Origin of the sequence: Aquabacter sp. L1I39 (assembly GCF_017742835.1) — a bacterium.
GTDB lineage: Bacteria > Pseudomonadota > Alphaproteobacteria > Rhizobiales > Xanthobacteraceae > L1I39.
This window is the reverse complement of the sequence record NZ_CP072392.1, coordinates 1,448,817-1,464,820: the sequence shown is the minus strand read 5'-3', so window position 1 is coordinate 1,464,820 and position 16,004 is coordinate 1,448,817. Positions and strand designations below refer to the sequence as shown.

Sequence of the window (16,004 nt, the reverse complement as noted above, 5' to 3'; positions counted from 1 at the left end):
CCAGAGGGGTCCACTCCCCTCCCATATCGGCGGCCCGGCACGCGCGGTTCCGCCCCATGTCGCTTCGTCAAGCCAAGACGAGGAATGCACCCCGGGCGGCAGGCTGTAAAGCCGGCGGACGCGCGCCTCACAGGCGCAGCACGCAGGCGCCTCCGGTCAATCCTGCGCCCGCTGCGCTCATCAAAAGCGTCTCGCCCAGCCGGAAAGGCCGGTTGCGATGTGCCAGCGACAGGGTCAGCGGGATGGTGGCGGCGGAGGAATTGCCGAACTGCGCCACGGAACTGAGAACCTTGGAGCCGGGAATGCCGAGGGCGTGAGCCACCGCATTCATGAGCCGGGCATTGGCCTGGTGGGGGACGAAATGGTGGATCTGCTGCGCTTCGAGACCGGCGCGCACCAGCGCATGGCGGGCGCTGTCGCTCATGAGGCGCACCGCCTCCACGAACACCGCCTGCCCGTCCGTGATGGTCATGCGGGTGTCTTCCACAGGCACGCCGGGCGCAAAGGGGCGACTCGATCCGCCCGCGGGAACCTGGATCAGCCCGTACCCCGCCCCATCCGACGCCAAGTGGGCGGAGAGCACACCCGCCTCCGCGCGCGGGCTCGGCGCCACCACCACCGCGCCGGCCGCATCGGCGAACAGGACACAGCTTGCCCGCTCGGCCGGATTGATTCGCCGGCTCAGGAGATTGGCCGCGATCACCAAAGCGGGCGTGCCCGAGGTGCGGGTGAAGGCCTCGGCCATGACCAGGGCATAGAGAAAGCCGCCGCAGGCGCCCGCGAGGTCCACCGCGCCGCAGCCGGAAAGCCCCAGCTTGTGCGCCACCAGGGGGGCGGAGGGGGGCAGGAGGTGGTCGGGCGTCGATGTGGCCAGCAGAGTGAGGCCGATGCTCTTGGGAGCGAGGCCTTGGCCCTCCGCCTCGGTGAGCGCCATCCGCCCCGCCGCGGCTGCGAGGTCGGAGAGGGTGTCCTCCGGGGCCGCCCAACGCCGCTCCAATATGCCCGTGCGCCGTGCGATCCAGCCCGGCCCGAGGCCGAGGCGGGCCTCGATCTCTTCATTGGGCACGCGGCGGTCGGGGACCGCATGGCCGAAGCCGAGAAGGGTGGTGCCTTTGGTCACGCCGCCACACCGAAGCGCGCGCCGGCCTCGGCCATGGCGTCATAGACCCGGTCGAGTTCAGCGGCGGTGACGCAATAGGGGAGCATCACATAAAGCACGTTGCCCAGCGGGCGCACCAGGAGGTCGCGTTCCAGGAAGAAGGCGCGCAGGCGCGGCCCGGCCTCGGCCAGATAGCCGCCATCGGGCACGTTGAGGTCGATGGCGGCGATGGTGCCGCACTGGCGCGGCGACGAGAAATGCGGGTCCTGCCCCAGCCGGAACAGCCGCTGCTCCTGCATGCGGGCGAGATGGGCGATGCGCTCCGCCACCGGCTCGTTCTGCCAGACCCGGACATTGGCGAGCCCGGCGGCGCAGGCAATCGGGTTGGCGGTATAAGAGGAGGAGTGGAAGAAGGTGTGCCGGCGGTCGGTTGAGTAATGGGCGTCGAAAATCTCTTGTGTTGCGAGGGTGGCAGCGAGTGGGATCGCGCCCCCGGTCAGGCCCTTGGAGGTGCACAATATGTCCGGCCGCACGGCCGCCTGCTGGCAGGCGAAGAGGGTGCCCGTGCGGCCCCAGCCGGTCATCACCTCGTCCAGGATGAAGAGTGTGCCGGTGGCCTCGGCGATCGCGTGCAGGTCCCGCAGCACGGAGGGCGGGTACATGCGCATGCCGCCCGAGCCCAGCACCAGCGGCTCCAGGATGAGCGCGGCGGTCTCTCTGGTGCGGGCCAGGGCCTCGAAAGCGTCCAGCGTCTCCTGCTCCCGGCCGGCGACGGGAAAGGGGATGCGGTCCACGTCGAACAGGATGGGCTCATAGGCGGCGTTGAACACGCCCCGCGCGCCTACGCTCATGGTGCCGATGGTGTCGCCGTGATAGCTGTCCTCCATCACCACGATGCGGGTCCGCCGCTCGCCGCGATTGCGGAAGGTGCCGAGCGCCATCTTCAGCGCCACTTCCACGCAGGTGGAGCCCGAATCGGAAAAGAAGACGTGATCGAGGCCGGCTGGGGCGAGCTTCACCAGTTCGCGCGCCAGGGCTTCAGCAGGTTCGTGGGTGAAGCCGGCGAAGATGATCTGGTCGAGGCTCTCGCTCGCTTCCCGGAGCGCCGCCATGATGGTGGGATGGCGGTGGCCGTGGGTGATGACCCACCAGGACGAGATGCAGTCCAGGATGCGCCGCCCGTCCTCGCTCTCCAGATAGGCGCCCTGCGTGCGCACGATGCGCGGCGGCGCCGGCTCCGTGGCGTGCTGGGTGAAGGGGTGCCAGACGGGGGAGGACGACAGCATCAGGCAAAGTCCCGCAGGTCGAAATGGGCGGCAAAGGCGGCGGCGAGCCGCTCCGGGTCCAGCGGATCGAGCACCGGCAGCCGGCCCAGGATCTTTACGCCCGAAAACTCCGCGATGACACGGGCATTGTCCGGCATGTCCGGACCGATAAGGGCGACGCCGTGGATGGGCATGTTTCGCCGCCGCAGGGCCTCGATGGACAAGAGGGTGTGGTTGATGGTGCCGAGCGTGGCGCGCGCGCACAAGATGACCGGAAGGCCCCAGCGCGCGAACACATCAATGGTCAGCAGTGCGCGGGTAAGCGGCACCAGCAGCCCGCCGGCGCCCTCGATGACCAGCGGGCCATCCCACTCCGGCGGCACCAGGGCATCGGGATCGATGGTGACGCCTTCCGCCTCTGCGGAGAGGTGGGGCGAGGCGGGGAGCTTCAGCCGATAGGCCTCGTGCAGGATACGCTCCGCCGGCACACGGCCGAGACGGGCGACCGTGGCGCTGTCCGTCTCTTCCTCAAGGCCCGATTGCACAAGCTTCCAATAGCGCGCCCCCAAGGCCCCTGTCAGGGCAGCGCTGAAGATGGTCTTGCCGATGCCGGTATCGGTGCCGGTGACGATGAAGGCGGGCATTCTGGTTCCCCGGACGCGCGCTCAGGCGGCCACGTCTTGAAGCGCGAACGCGATGGCGTCCACCAGGCCGTCCACGGTCGCCACATCCACGTTCAGGGTGAGCGAGATGCGCAGGCGCGCCGTGCCCTCGGGCACCGTGGGCGGGCGGATGGCGCGGCAATCGAAGCCCGCCGCCTGCACCCGCCGCGCCACCTCCATGGCCCGGGCGTTGGAGCCGATCATTACGGGAATGATCTGCGATCCGCTGGCCGGCACGCCGAGGCGGGAAGCCAGCCGGGATTCCGCGTGCCGCACGAGGGCCGACAGACGGTCCCGCCGCTCGGGCTCTTCGGCGCACATGCGCAGCGCCTCGCGCACCGTTGCGGCCATCAGCGGCGAGGGCGCCGTGGCATAGATGAAGGGGCGGGCCCGGTTGATCAGGAAGGAAATGAGGCTCGAGTGCGCGCTCACCAGCGCGCCGGACACGCCCAGCCCCTTGCCGCAGGTGTGCAGGCTGACGAGGCATTCGCGCCCCTCGAAGGCGGCGCCGAGGCCTCGCCCCTGTGCACCGAACACGCCGGTGGCGTGGGCCTCGTCCACCACCAGGAAGCCGTCATGGCGCTCCGCCACGGCCACGAGATCGGCGAGCGGGGCGGCATCGCCATCCATGGAATAGATGCTTTCCACGGCAAGCCAGGGCGTGCCCCGCCCACCCTCGGCGCGCCAGGCGCGGATGGCGTCCTCGAAGGATTGGGCGTCATTGTGCGCGGCGGAGACCACCTTCGCCTTGCCCGCCGCCATGCCGGAATGAACGCTGGCATGGATCAGCGCGTCATGGACAACGAGGTCCTCGCGCCGGGGCAAGGTGGAGAAGAGGGCGAGATTGGCGTCGAAGCCGCTGCCGAAGAACAGGCAGGCCGGGGCGCCGAAAAAGGCGGCGGCCTCGGCCTCCAGCGCCTCGTGCTCGGGATGATTGCCGCGCAGGAGGCGCGATCCCGCCGCGCCCACCGGAACGCCACGCGCCAGAGCCGCCTGAACCGCGCCGGCGAGGCGGGGCGACCCGGCAAGGCCGATATAGTCGTTGGAGGCGAAGTCGTATCCCTCGCGCCCCTGGAGCGATCGGCCCCGAGCGCGACCCCTCAGGCCGGCGAGGGTGGTCTCGAACCGCGCGAGCCGCGCTCCGTTCATTGGCGGGTTTCCGCCTCCGGCGCCGCCAGATCCTCGCCCGTGATGCCCAGACGGCGGAACAGGGCGGCGTCGTGGTCCTCGCCGGGATTGTCGGCGGTCAGCAGGCAATCGCCCACGAAGATGGAATTCGCGCCAGCAAAGAAGCACATGGCCTGCAATTCGTCGCTCATCTCGGTGCGGCCGGCGGACAGGCGCACATGGGAGGTGGGCATGAGGATGCGGGCGAGCGCGATGGTGCGCACGAACTCGAACGGGTCCACCGGCTTGGCATTGGCGAGGCGCGAGCCGGGAATGGGGATGAGCATGTTGATGGGCACGCTTTCCGGCGGCACGTCCATGTTGGCGAGCGTCAGGAGCATGTCGATGCGGTCGTCGCCGGTCTCGCCCATGCCCAGGATGCCGCCCGCGCACACCTTGATGCCGGCGTCACGCACATTGGAGAGGGTCTCCAGGCGGTCGGCGAAGGTGCGGGTGGTGATGATCTCGCTGTAATAGCGCTCGGACGTGTCGAGGTTGTGGTTGTAATAATCGAGCCCGGCCACGGAGAGGCGGCCCGCCTGGTCCGGGGTGAGCATGCCCAGCGTCATGCAGGTTTCCATGCCGAGGGCTTTGACGCCCTCCACCATGGCCACCACCATGTCCATATCCCGCTCCTTGGGCGAGCGCCAGGCGGCGCCCATGCAATAGCGGGTGGCGCCGCCTTCCTTGGCCTTGCGGGCCTCGGCGATCACGCGCTCCACTTCCATGAGCTTGGAGGCCTTCAGCCCAGTGGGGGCGTGGGCGGACTGGCTGCAATAGCCGCAATCCTCGGGGCAGCCGCCGGTCTTGATGGAGAGCAGGCGGCTCATCTGCACCTTGTTGGGATCGAAATGCCGCCGGTGGACGCTCTGGGCTTCAAACAGCAGGTCATTGAGCGGCAGGTCATAGAGGCGGCGTGCCTCGTCCCGGCTCCAGCGGTTGGTCATCTCGGTGCGGGTTTCCTGCGGAGCCGCGGTCGCCACTGACATCTCGCCATCCTGCGTCTGACTTTGCCTGGAGCAACTATACCCGAATGCGACGCCAACCAAGCCGAAAGCGTCGCAAAGGGGGTGGGGAGCGCCGGCTCACCTTCTCGCTGGTCTTTGCTGCAGTGCGCGCATCGTACCCCGGCAGAGCCTGGATTCCCGCTGCTTCAACCCCGATTCAACATGGCCCATAAAGGCACTAACCTGCTGGAGTGTATATAAAAAAATATACAACCAAGCACGCTGGGCGCTTGACCTGCGCCCGCAGCCCCCGCATCGTAATTGCCATGGTGCGATAATAAGGGGCGTTTGGGGCGTTGTTCCCGGGGTCCGATCGCCAGTCTACAGGAAGGCCGGGGACGGATGGACGAGGACGGGGCCGGTCCGGACGTGGGATTGGAAGAGGGGCTGCCGAGCAGTCCTGAATATCTTGCCCTGGGGGTCGTGCCATTCGCATGCACCGTCAGCGAGGACGGCGTGGCATTTTCCCGCGTCGGCGGGGCCGTCGAGGACCTCTTCGGCGTGCGGCCCGACGATGTGTATCGCGCGCCGGGCGTGCTGTTTTCCCGCTTTCCCCGCCAGAGCCTGAAGGACGTGCAGGCCGACGAGCGGCGCCATGCGGCGGGCTTGTCCTTATGGCAGGGCGTCTATGTGATGCGTCACCCCGAACGGGGCACGCGCAGCCTTCTCATTCGCGCCCGCCCGTCTGCCGCCGATGGCCGAGCCGTCGTGTGGCGTGGGCTGGCGGAGGATGTGACCTGCGTCACCGCCTGGCAGCGGCGCCGGCACGCGCAGGCGGAGCGGCTGCGCAAGGTGCTCGACGCCACGCGCGACCACCCCTGGGAACTGGACCTCACCGGGGCGACCGAGGTCACAGGCGGCACCGCCAGCTGCCCACTCTACACGCTGGATTCCTGGCGCGCGCTTATCCATCCGGACGATGCCGGCCGTGTCATGCCCGAGATGCTGGGCCAGTTGATGCGCGACGGGCGCTGCCGGGTTGAGTTCCGCCGTGCCCTCTCCGATGGAGGCTGGACCTGGGTGGTGGTCCGGGGCCGCGTGACCCTTCGCGAAAAAGGGCGGCCGGCGCGGGCCATGGGGCTGAGGACCGACATCGCAGCCTGGCCGATCCACCAGCTCTCCGTGGTGCGCAATGAGGGCATGCTGCAGGCCATGTTCGACCATGCGCCCATCGGGATGGCGCGCAACGCCCTCGACGGCACGTTCCTGGATGTGAACCGCACGTTCCAGGCCATGACCGGCTATTCCCGCGAAGACCTTCTGAAGCTGAGCTACTGGGATCTGACGCCGACCACCTATGCAGCAAGCGAGGCCAATCAGCTGGAGGCCATCGACACCGACCAGTGCTACGGCCCCTATGTGAAGGAATTCATCCATGCCGGCGGCCGCCGCATTCCGGTGCGGCTCAACGGCGTGCTCGTCACCCCTGATCAGGGCCAGCCCTATATCTGGTCCATGATCGAGGACCTGTCGGGCCGGGAAGAGCGGGTGGGGCGCGACGAAGGGGCCTTCGATCCGATCACCGGTCTGCCCAGCCGGCGCCATTTCGGCCTGCGTCTCGAAACGGCCATCGAGGATGCCAAGCGCGACGGCCTCGCCCTGGCGGTGATCACTGTCGACCTCGACCGCTTCGCGCCCATCAATGCGGCGTTCGGCCATAAGGCGGGTGACCTGGTGTTGCAGGAGGTCAGCCAGCGCCTGAGCGCCCTCACGGAGGGCAGCGGCACGCTGGCTCGGACCGGAGGCGATGAATTCTCCATCATCCTGCCTGGGCTCGCCGACCACGACGAACTGTCCCGGCTCGGCTCCCGCATCGTGCTGGACATGGCCCGGCCTTTCCCCGTGGAGGGCCGCGACCTGCGCCTTGGGGCAAGCCTCGGCATCGCCTGCTTTCCGGCGGATGGAGGGGATGCGGCCACCCTCTCTTTGCGCTCCGACCTGGCGCTCTCGCTAGCCAAGTCGGCCGGCGGCGGCACGTTCCGCTTCTTCATTCCTTCCCTGTCGCGCCGCGCCGGTCATCTCATGGAGATCGAGACCGCGCTGCATCGGGCGGTGGCGCAGGATGAGCTGGAAATCCACTATCAGCCTAAGATCGATCTAAAGACCCGCCAGGTGCGCGGCTTCGAGGGCCTGATGCGCTGGCGCATGCCCGACGGGCATCTGGCCATGCCCGATTTCTTCATTCCGGTGGCGGAGACGTCCCACCTCATCCACGCGCTGGGCGATTTCGCCTTGCACCGGGTGTGCCGGGACATCGTGGACCTGCGGGCCAAGGGGCTGATCAGCGGCCGCCTTTCGGTGAACGTCTCGGCGCATCAATTCTCCGACGGTTCGCTGCCGGAGCGCATCCGCGACATTCTGGCAGTGAGCGGGGCGAGCGCCGAGGACCTGGAGGTGGAATTGACCGAATCCACCATCATGGCGGACACCTCGCGCGCCATCGATGCGCTGCGCCGCATCCGCGCTCTGGGCGTCGCCGTGTCGGTGGATGATTTTGGCACCGGCCATTCGAGCCTTGCTTATCTGCGTCGGCTGCCCGTGACCGGGGTGAAGATCGACCGGTCCTTCCTGGAGGGGCTGCGGCCGAACACCAGCGAGGCGCGCATCGCCGAGGCGATCGTACGGCTGGGCCGCGAATTGGCGCTGGAAGTCACCGCGGAGGGGGTGGAGACCGAGGCACAGGAAGCGCTCCTGCGCACCATCGGCTGCGACGTGGCGCAGGGCTATCTCTATACCCGCGCGCTGGCCATGCCCGATTTGCTACACTGGCTCGCCGACTATGGCGCGCAGCATTCGGTGCCGGATGGCGGTCCGGCCGACTGAGACAGTCCTCATGGCCGCTGAGCTGCCATCCATGAGGTGCCATCCATCGGTCAGGAGCGCGCCGCGTCCGGACCTTCAGCCCCCCGCTTCCTCCCGCAGGATTTCCAGGCGGAGCCATTCCTCCTCGGCAGCCTCAAGGTCTGACTGCGCCTTGCCGAGAGCGCTCGACGTGCGCTCGAACTTGGCCGGATCCTTGGCGTAGAGCTGGGGATCGGCGAGCAGGGCACCGAGCCTGGCGATCTCGCTTTGCAGCTTCTCCATGGTCTGCGGCAGGGTCTTAAGCGCGTGCTGCTCGTGGAAGGTGAGGCGCCGCTTCTTCTCTGCGTCCGGCTTGGCCGGCGCCTTTTCGGCGCGGACCTCGGCCTTTGCCGGGGCGCGGCTGTCGCCCTTCCCCTTTGTCTCCACACCCCGCCCGCGCTGGCCGACCATGTCCGAATAGCCGCCCGCATATTCCCGGAACACGCCTTCGCCTTCGGCCACGATCACCGAGGAAACGGTGCGGTCCAGGAAGTCGCGGTCATGGCTCACCAGAAGGACGGTGCCGGGATAGTCGGCCACCATTTCCTGGAGCAGATCGAGGGTTTCCAGGTCGAGATCGTTTGTGGGCTCGTCCAGCACCAGCATGTTGGAGGGAAGGGCAAGGGCGCGCGCCAGCATGAGCCGGGCGCGTTCGCCGCCGGACAGCACGCGCAGGGGCGAATTGGCCTGTTCGGGGGTGAACAGGAAGTCCTTGAGATAGCCCATCACATGCTTGGGCACGCCACCCACCATCACTTGGTCAGACCCACCGCCGGTGAGCGCATCGCGCAATGTGGCCTCGGGGTCGAGCGCGCTGCGGCGCTGGTCGAGAGAGGCGATTTCGAGGTTTGCGCCAATCTTCACCGTACCGGTGTCGGGCTTCAGGTCGCCGATCAGCATTTTGAGGAGCGTCGTCTTGCCGGCGCCATTGGGGCCGACGATGCCGACGCGGTCGCCACGTAGGATTCGGGTGGAGAACTCCTTAACCACCGGCGTGTCGCCGAACGTCTTGGAGATGCCCTTGGCCTCGATCACCAGCTTGCCGGAGGTGTCCGCCTCGCTCACCGTGATCTTCACATTTCCCTGGGAACGGCGCTCTTCCCGGCGGTCCTTGCGCATGGACTGCAAGAGGCCGAGGCGGCGCACATTGCGCTTGCGGCGCGCGGTGACGCCGTAGCGCAACCAGTCGAGCTCCGCGACGATCTTGCGGTCGAGCTTGTGGCGGTCGGTTTCTTCCTGTTCGAGCACGTCGTCGCGCCAGGCCTCGAACTTGCCGAAGCCCTGGTCGAGGCGCCGCGTGGTGCCCCGGTCGAGCCAGACGGTGGCGCGGGACAGAGTTTCCAGGAAGCGGCGGTCATGGCTGATGACCACGAGGGCCGAGCGCAGGGACTTGAGCTCGCTTTCCAGCCACTCGATGGCCGGCAGATCCAGATGGTTGGTGGGCTCGTCCAGGAGCAGCACGTCAGGCTCGGGCGCAAGCACACGGGCAAGCGCCGCGCGCCGCGCCTCGCCGCCGGACAGCCGCGAGGGGTCTTCCTCGCCGGTAAGGCCCAATTGTTCAAGCAGGTACCGGGCGCGATAGGGATCGTCGCCCGGTCCGAGGCCAGCCTCCACATAGGCCAGCGTGGTCGCAACGCCAGAAAAGTCCGGCTCTTGCGGCAGGTATCGCACGGTCGCGCCCGGCTGGAAGAAGCGGGTGCCGGAATCGGGTTCAATGAGCCCGGCAGCCACCTTCAGCAAGGTGGACTTGCCGGAGCCATTGCGCCCCACGAGGCACAACCGATCCTCCGGTGAGACCGCGAGGTCGGCGCCGTCGAGCAGCGGGGTCGCGCCAAAGCGCAGGTGAATGTCCTGGAGCTGGATGAGCGGAGGAGCCATGGCGCCCGCTTAAAGGCATTTGGGCGCAGATGGAACACTCACGCGCAAACTTCACACGCGCACCGGGCTCGCGACGAGGGGTAAAGGTGTTGCAGGACTCTCCCCTACGTCAACCGAGGCGCACCCGTGAAGTACCGGACATCCGAACCTGCGTCCCATCACGTTATGGGGCGACGTAGCCTCCCCTCAGGGACAGGACGCGCGCCGGTAGGACGGCTGCGCTGTGCTCAATGTACGGTGCTGTCTCCTCGAAGCCGGGTGATCTGGTCCTTCAGGACGAGCTTCTTACGCTTCAATTCGGCGATCCGCGTGGGATCGGTGGCCGGGCGTTGGAGTTCACGGCTCAGTTCCGTGTCGAGAGCTGCGTGACGACGCTCAAGCTCTGCAATGTGCGACTGGACGGACATGCTTTCGTCTCTCCCTGTCTGCAACGGACATCAGTCTGTCATGGAGGCGGCGAAGAGTCGATGGCCGACTTATGATGCAGTGCAGCAGGGGCGGATCACGCTTGCGTGTCGGTGCGGCGCCGTGGGTGATGCGGAGTGGCTTGCGGGCGCGCGTCCCCGTGCGATATTCGCTGAAGACAGCCTCTTCCGGGCGTGGCGGATTCTTGAATGACCAGTGACGAGGAACGGGATCTGAAGCTGCTGCTGGAGCGCCTGCGGCAGGAGCATCGCGACCTGGACGTGGCCATCGACGCCCTCACCGCCGTGTCGGGCTCCGATGTGCTGCAAATCCAGCGTCTCAAGAAGCGCAAGCTGCAGCTGAAGGACAAGATCAGCCATCTGGAGGACCAGCTTTTTCCCGACATCATTGCCTGACGGCGGAGGGCGCCCGCCAGCACTGCCGGCGGGCGGGAGCGGTCAGATCTGGCCGAGCATGGTCTGGGCGCTGGAGACGTCCGCCTTGGAGGGCACGTCCTCCACATTAAGGGACTTCACCACGCCGTCTTCCACCAGCATGGAGAAGCGCTTGGCGCGAATGCCGAGGCCCGCCATGCCGCCGTCGAAGGTCAGGTCCACGGCCTTGGCGAAGTCGCCATTGCCGTCCGACAGGAACAGCACCTTGCCGTCAGCCCCGGACGCCTTTTCCCAGGCGCTCATCACGAAGGGATCATTCACCGCCACCACGGCGATGGTGTCGATGCCCTTCGCCTTGATCTCGTCCGCGCGCGCCACATAGCCCGGCAGGTGATTCTTGTGGCAGGTGGGGGTGAAGGCGCCCGGCACCGCGAACAGCACCACGCGCTTGCCCTTGAAGATTTCCTCGGTGGTCTTCGGCACCGGTCCGTCTTCGGTGCCGACGCGGAAGGTCACGGACGGGAGGGTGTCGCCGACTTGGATGGGCATCTCTTGCTCCGCTAATGGGTCTCCGGCCCTAGCGCGGCCGGGTGCCGCGCGGCGGTAAGTGCCGCGCGAGCCGCGCGCAGGATAGGGACATTTACGGAGGAGAAAAGCGCAGATCGCGTCCGTGCGTGGTCAGGGCTGCTGGAGCGGAACCTGCGTCTCGATGGCCTTGCCCTGCTCGGACAGCGTGAGGCGCAACATCGCGCCCGGCCAAGTGGCATCCTTGGGCAGTCCGTCGAGGGCGAAGCGGAAGGTGAGGCTGCCGTCGGCGGCCTCTTCGCGGCTGGGAAGCGGCAGGGCCCAGGCTTCGGTCGGCCCCTCCGCGAACAGGTCCGCCTTGGGTCCGCCGCGCGCCTTCACCACCACCACGGGTGGCGCCTGTGAGGTGTCCACGGACACCGCCTGTATGCCGAGCGAGCCGGGCGCGCCCAGTGGCGTCTTGACCGGGAGTGCGGCGGCCGCGAAGGCAAGGCCGGGTTCATCCCCGCCGCCGGGGGGCACGTCGAGCGAGATCTGTACGTGGGCCGGCACGCACAGGGCGTCGCAAACCGCGAAATCCAAAGAAAGGTCAAGGCGGGTGGCCCTGGCCGGATCGGTCAGCGCCACGCGCACCGGCAGCACCACCGACCCCTTATAGCCGACGGAATATCCCCCGCCGCCGTCGGAAAAGCGGCGCGGCGCGGGGAAGGCGACCGTGACGCCCGAGACGTTGCGGGAATTGGACCAATCGAACCGGGGCGGGATGCCGCTGTCGCCGGGATAGCGCCAATAGGTCTTCCAGCCGGGCGCGAGCCGGATTTCGACGCCTGCCTCCAGCGCGCCGTCCTTCACCGCGCCCGCCAGCAGCCGCACTTCGGCGCCCTGGGTGCGGGCGAACGGGGTTTCCGCCGCCCGAGCGGGGGGCGCGAACAGGACCAGGACGGCAGCAAGGCCGAGGCCAAAGAGGCCGGCAAGGAAGGCGGCAAGGGAGGCGGCGCGGATCATGCTCATGCCCCTATCGCGGCTGCGCCGGGCTTGCAAAGGGCGGGCGTGCACTTTCCCGTGACGGGTGCGGCGAAACAGCATGCGGGGATCGCGGCCCGAGGGTTCGGCGTTTGCAAACGAGCCCCTCCGCGCTAGGCTTTCTCCATGACGGACGATTTGAAGATGCTCTCGGCCGACCACCCGCGGGACTATCTCGACGGGAAGATGCTGATCGCCATGCCGTCCATGCAGGACGAGCGCTTCTCCCGGACGCTGATCTATCTGTGCGCCCATTCCGAAGAGGGGGCCATGGGGATCGTGGTGAACCAGCCCGCGCCCAATATCGATTTCCGCGACCTTCTGGTGCAGCTCGACGTGGTGCCCGCCTCCGACCGCATCCTCCTGCCCAAGGCGGTGGGGGACGTGCGTGTGCTGCGCGGCGGGCCGGTGGAGACGGGCCGGGGCTTCGTGCTCCACAGCTCCGATTTCTTCATCGAAAATTCGACACTGCCCATCGATGGCGGCATTTGCCTGACGGCGACTCTCGACATTCTGAAAGCCATTGCCGGCGGGCGCGGCCCGTCCAGTGCGGTCTTGGCACTCGGCTATGCGGGATGGGCGCCAGGGCAGCTGGAGACCGAGATCCAGGCCAATGGTTGGCTGCATTGCCCGGCCGATCCCGATCTCGTGTTCGGCACCAGCATCGAGACCAAGTATGATCTGGCGCTGCGCAAGCTCGGCATCGACCTTGCCATGCTCTCCTCGGAGGCCGGGCACGCCTGACGGCATCGCCGTACTCCGCAGCAGACGCCCCGCTTAGACGGCGGTGCGCCGGCGGCGCGGCTCACTGCGCACCGGCTCGAACAAGGCGCGGCACTCGTCCGCCGTCAGCGGCTCGCCGAACAGGATGCCCTGGGCATATTCGGCGCCGAAATGGGACATCTCGCCCGCCTCTTCCTCGCGCTCCAGGCCTTCTGCCACCACGTCCATGCCGAGGTGATGGGCCAGGTCGATGATGGACCCGACAATGATGGGCCGCGCGGCCCGGGCCGGGCCCTTGGCGCTGTCGCGCACGAAGCGCTGGTCGATCTTGATGCTGTCGAACGGGAAGCGCTGGAGATAAGCCAGCGCCGATTGGCCGGTGCCGAAGTCATCGAGGCACAGCCCCGCGCCCAGTTCCCGCATGCGCGCCAGCATGACGGCGGCATATTCGGGATTCTCCATCACCAGGGCCTCGGTGATTTCCAGCTTGAGGGAGCCGGCGGCCACCACGTTGCGGGCGAGCACGGCTTTCAGGTCCTGGATCAGGTCATGCCGCAGCAATTGCCGCGACGAGACGTTCACATGCATGAAGAGCGGCGGGTCGACCCGCACCAGGCGCTGCCACTGGCCAAGCTGGCGGGCGGCCTTCTCCAGGGCGAAAAGGCCGAGGTCGAGAATGAGACCGGTCTCTTCGGCCAGCGGCAGGAATTCGGCGGCGGGCAGTTCGCCCAGCGTGGGGTGTCGCCAGCGCAGGAAGGCCTCGAAGCCGCCGATGGCCCGGTCGTCCAGGCGTACGATGGGCTGGTAGCGCACCAGGATCTCGTCGCGCTCCAGGGCATGGCGCAGGTCGTCCTCCAGCGCCACCCGGTCGGTCTTCTGCTGGCGCATGGCCGGACGGAACACCTCGATGCGGTCGCCGCCGATGCGCTTGGCGAAATACATGGCCAGTTCCGCATCCTTCAGCACGTCCGTGCGCTTGGCCTGGTCGCCGCCCGACAGAACGAGCCCGATGGAGGCGGTGATGAAGACTTCCCGGTCCGCGAAGGTGATGGGCGCGCGCAGGGAGCGGCGCAGCGTGTCGGCAAACGTGGTGATGCGCTCGGGATCGCGCTCGGACATGAGGATGAGGCCGAACTGGTCGCCCGAAATGCGCGCCAGCGTGTCCTGCGGCTTCAGGAGGCGCATCATGCGTCGCGCCACGGTGAGCAGGATGGAATCGGCCATGGCCATGCCCACCGACACGTTCACCTGCTTGAACCGGTCGAGATCGATGACCATGACGGTGGGCTTCAGCGTGTCGTCGATGCGGGTAAAGGTCAGCGCCTGGTCCAGGCGATCCAGGAACAGCTCGCGATTGGGTAGGCCGGTGAGGTTGTCGCGCACCGCGTCATGCAAAAGGCGCTCGGCGGCGATGCGCTCGCCGGTCACGTCCACCAATGTGCCGATGCAGCGGACCACCTCGCCATCGGCGCCCACCACGGGGCGGGCGCGCAGGTTGAAGGTGAGATAGTGGCCGTCAATGGCGCGCAGGCGGAAATCCTGGTCGATGCGTCCGCGCCTCTGGTCGATGATGCCGTCGAGGGTGGCGCGGAAGCGGTCGCGGTCGGCGGGGTGCAGCACTTCCAGCCAGCCGGCCGCCTCGGTCTCCAGTGAACGGCGCTTGAGGCCGAGGGCGTCTTCCACCTCGGGCGAGGTGTAGATGCGGTCGCTGTCCACGTCCCAGTCCCACACCAGATGGCCGGAACCGGCCAGCGCCAAGGCCCGGCGCTCCAGGTCCGAGGTGGAGCCCTGCACCGCGCCAAGGCCGGCAAAGGCGTGCTGCATCACCGTGAAACCGATGAGCATGACGATGAGCACCAGGCCGCCGGACAAGGCCGGCGCCACCAGGTCGTTGGTCACCACCGCTTCCACCGTGAGGCCGGCCATGACCACCCAGGCCAGCAGCAGCAGCCAGGTGGGAATGATCAGAACCGCCCGGTCATAGCCATGCTGGGACAGCCAGATCACGACGCCGAGGCCCGCCACCGCCACCGCAAAGAGCGAGAGGCGGGCAATGCCCGCCGCCACCGGCGCATCAAGGAGCGCCACCACCACCAGGGCGGCGAGGAACACCAGCCAGCCGGCGGCCACGTGAACATAGCGCACGTGCCAGCGGTTGAGATTGAGATAGGCGAACAGGAAGACCAGCAAGGTGGCGGTCAGGACCGCCTCGCCGGCGGCCCGCCAGAACTGCTCGGCAATGGGCGAGAGGCCGAACACCTTCGACCAGAAGGAGAAATCGAGGCCGATATAGCCCAGCACCGCCCAGGCCAGCGCGGCGGCGGCCGGGAACATCACCGAGCCCTTCACCACGAACAGGATGGTCAGGAACAAGGCGAGCAGGCCGGCAATGCCGATGACGATGCCGTGGTACAAGGTGAAGCTGTTCACCTTGTCCTTGAAGGCGTCCGGCTCCCACAGATAGAGCTGGGGCAGCTTCTCGCCGGTGAGTTCGGCGACGAAGGTGACGGTGCTGCCGGGGTCGAGGGTGACCAGGAACACGTCCGCGTCCGGCGCGCTCTGGCGCTCGGGCTTGAAGCCCTGGCTTGGCGTCAAATTCAGGATGCGCCGATTGCCCAGATCCGGCCAGAACAGCCCAGACCCCACCATGCGGTAGAAGGGGGCGACGATGAGCCGGTCCACCTGCTCGTCGGTATTGTTGGAAAGGGCGAACACCACCCAATGGGCTTTCGCCTCGCCATCGGAGGCCCGCACCTCAATGCGGCGCACGATGCCATCGGTGCCTGGCACGGTGGAAATCTGGAGCCGGTCGGTCTCCGTATTGTAGTGCTCGACCGCCGGGAGAAGGTCGGTGACCTTGGCATCGAGGCGCACAGCAACGGCCTCGACCGCGCCGGCGGAGCGCATGGGCAGCAAGGCGGCAAGGAGAAGGACACAAAAAACCAGGACAGAACGCAACGGCAAGCCTCCGCACCCGGTGAACCGGGGGAAGGTGCCATCACTAGCGCCCACCT

General features: G+C 67.6%; 13 protein-coding genes. 3 read left to right on the top strand and 10 right to left on the bottom strand.

Annotated features, from left to right (window positions below; all coding sequences use genetic code 11):
• Positions 1-127: 127 nt before the first annotated feature.
• From J5J86_RS06375 to bioB, 5 genes are read right to left on the bottom strand one after another with little or no spacing between them, the layout of a single operon-like run.
• Positions 128-1,120 carry a beta-ketoacyl-ACP synthase III gene (locus tag J5J86_RS06375; protein ID WP_209104026.1) on the bottom strand — a complete coding sequence of 331 codons (993 nt, stop codon included), beginning with the start codon at positions 1,118-1,120 and terminating at the stop codon, positions 128-130.
• Positions 1,117-2,382: an adenosylmethionine--8-amino-7-oxononanoate transaminase gene (locus J5J86_RS06370; protein WP_209105271.1), complete on the bottom strand. Its 1,266-nt coding sequence runs from the start codon at positions 2,380-2,382 to the stop codon at positions 1,117-1,119. The genes J5J86_RS06375 and J5J86_RS06370 overlap by 4 nt, the downstream gene beginning before the upstream one ends.
• A 2-nt stretch (positions 2,383-2,384) precedes the next feature.
• Positions 2,385-3,008 carry a dethiobiotin synthase gene (gene bioD, locus J5J86_RS06365; RefSeq protein WP_209104025.1) on the bottom strand — a complete coding sequence of 208 codons (624 nt, stop codon included), beginning with the start codon at positions 3,006-3,008 and terminating at the stop codon, positions 2,385-2,387.
• Between the two features lie 21 nt (positions 3,009-3,029).
• Positions 3,030-4,175 (bottom strand): 8-amino-7-oxononanoate synthase, encoded by a 1,146-nt coding sequence (locus tag J5J86_RS06360; RefSeq protein WP_209104024.1) that lies wholly within the window; start codon positions 4,173-4,175, stop codon positions 3,030-3,032.
• The gene (bioB, locus tag J5J86_RS06355; RefSeq protein WP_446698680.1) at positions 4,172-5,140 is read right to left on the bottom strand and encodes a biotin synthase BioB; all 969 of its coding nucleotides are present in this window, start codon (positions 5,138-5,140) and stop codon (positions 4,172-4,174) included. The genes J5J86_RS06360 and bioB overlap by 4 nt, the downstream gene beginning before the upstream one ends.
• A 516-nt stretch (positions 5,141-5,656) precedes the next feature.
• On the opposite strand from bioB, the gene J5J86_RS06350 reads away from it, so the two are divergent.
• Complete coding sequence (locus J5J86_RS06350) at positions 5,657-8,023, top strand: putative bifunctional diguanylate cyclase/phosphodiesterase (protein ID WP_209104022.1); 2,367 nt, start codon at positions 5,657-5,659, stop codon at positions 8,021-8,023.
• Between the two features lie 75 nt (positions 8,024-8,098).
• Here J5J86_RS06350 and J5J86_RS06345 read toward each other — a convergent pair whose 3' ends face one another.
• Both J5J86_RS06345 and J5J86_RS06340 read right to left on the bottom strand, forming a co-directional pair.
• Positions 8,099-9,919 carry an ABC-F family ATP-binding cassette domain-containing protein gene (locus tag J5J86_RS06345; RefSeq protein WP_209104021.1) on the bottom strand — a complete coding sequence of 607 codons (1,821 nt, stop codon included), beginning with the start codon at positions 9,917-9,919 and terminating at the stop codon, positions 8,099-8,101.
• A gap of 227 nt (positions 9,920-10,146) precedes the next feature.
• Positions 10,147-10,326, bottom strand: coding sequence for a YdcH family protein (locus J5J86_RS06340; RefSeq protein WP_209104020.1), 180 nt, complete (start codon positions 10,324-10,326; stop codon positions 10,147-10,149).
• Positions 10,327-10,533: 207 nt separating this feature from the next.
• Between J5J86_RS06340 and J5J86_RS06335 the strand changes: the two genes are divergently transcribed.
• Positions 10,534-10,740 carry a YdcH family protein gene (locus J5J86_RS06335; protein ID WP_209104019.1) on the top strand — a complete coding sequence of 69 codons (207 nt, stop codon included), beginning with the start codon at positions 10,534-10,536 and terminating at the stop codon, positions 10,738-10,740.
• Between the two features lie 42 nt (positions 10,741-10,782).
• Here J5J86_RS06335 and J5J86_RS06330 read toward each other — a convergent pair whose 3' ends face one another.
• Positions 10,783-11,268, bottom strand: a complete 486-nt coding sequence (locus J5J86_RS06330; RefSeq protein WP_209104018.1) for a peroxiredoxin — start codon at positions 11,266-11,268, stop codon at positions 10,783-10,785.
• 129 nt (positions 11,269-11,397) lie between these two features.
• A complete protein-coding gene (locus J5J86_RS06325; RefSeq protein ID WP_209104017.1) occupies positions 11,398-12,255 on the bottom strand; it encodes a protein-disulfide reductase DsbD domain-containing protein in 858 nt (285 codons plus the stop codon).
• A 138-nt stretch (positions 12,256-12,393) separates the two neighbouring features.
• Here J5J86_RS06325 and J5J86_RS06320 point away from each other — a divergent pair, with 138 nt between their 5' ends.
• Positions 12,394-13,011, top strand: coding sequence for a YqgE/AlgH family protein (locus tag J5J86_RS06320; protein ID WP_209104016.1), 618 nt, complete (start codon positions 12,394-12,396; stop codon positions 13,009-13,011).
• A gap of 33 nt (positions 13,012-13,044) precedes the next feature.
• Here the strand turns inward: J5J86_RS06320 and J5J86_RS06315 are convergent, their stop codons facing one another.
• Positions 13,045-15,897 carry an EAL domain-containing protein gene (locus J5J86_RS06315; RefSeq protein WP_209105270.1) on the bottom strand — a complete coding sequence of 951 codons (2,853 nt, stop codon included), beginning with the start codon at positions 15,895-15,897 and terminating at the stop codon, positions 13,045-13,047.
• Between the last annotated feature and the right edge of the window lie 107 nt (positions 15,898-16,004).

What these genes read in the sequence shown, in the direction of transcription:
- bioD (WP_209104025.1), bottom strand. Translation starts at nt 3,008, where the DNA reads ATGCCCGCCTTCATCGTCACCGGCACCGATACCGGCATCGGCAAGACC.
- J5J86_RS06360 (WP_209104024.1), bottom strand. Translation starts at nt 4,175, where the DNA reads ATGAACGGAGCGCGGCTCGCGCGGTTCGAGACCACCCTCGCCGGCCTG.
- bioB (WP_446698680.1), bottom strand. Translation starts at nt 5,140, where the DNA reads ATGACCAACCGCTGGAGCCGGGACGAGGCACGCCGCCTCTATGACCTG.
- J5J86_RS06345 (WP_209104021.1), bottom strand. Translation starts at nt 9,919, where the DNA reads ATGGCTCCTCCGCTCATCCAGCTCCAGGACATTCACCTGCGCTTTGGC.
- J5J86_RS06340 (WP_209104020.1), bottom strand. Translation starts at nt 10,326, where the DNA reads ATGTCCGTCCAGTCGCACATTGCAGAGCTTGAGCGTCGTCACGCAGCT.
- J5J86_RS06335 (WP_209104019.1), top strand. Translation starts at nt 10,534, where the DNA reads ATGACCAGTGACGAGGAACGGGATCTGAAGCTGCTGCTGGAGCGCCTG.
- J5J86_RS06330 (WP_209104018.1), bottom strand. Translation starts at nt 11,268, where the DNA reads ATGCCCATCCAAGTCGGCGACACCCTCCCGTCCGTGACCTTCCGCGTC.
- J5J86_RS06325 (WP_209104017.1), bottom strand. Translation starts at nt 12,255, where the DNA reads ATGAGCATGATCCGCGCCGCCTCCCTTGCCGCCTTCCTTGCCGGCCTC.
- J5J86_RS06320 (WP_209104016.1), top strand. Translation starts at nt 12,394, where the DNA reads ATGACGGACGATTTGAAGATGCTCTCGGCCGACCACCCGCGGGACTAT.
- J5J86_RS06315 (WP_209105270.1), bottom strand. Translation starts at nt 15,897, where the DNA reads ATGCGCTCCGCCGGCGCGGTCGAGGCCGTTGCTGTGCGCCTCGATGCC.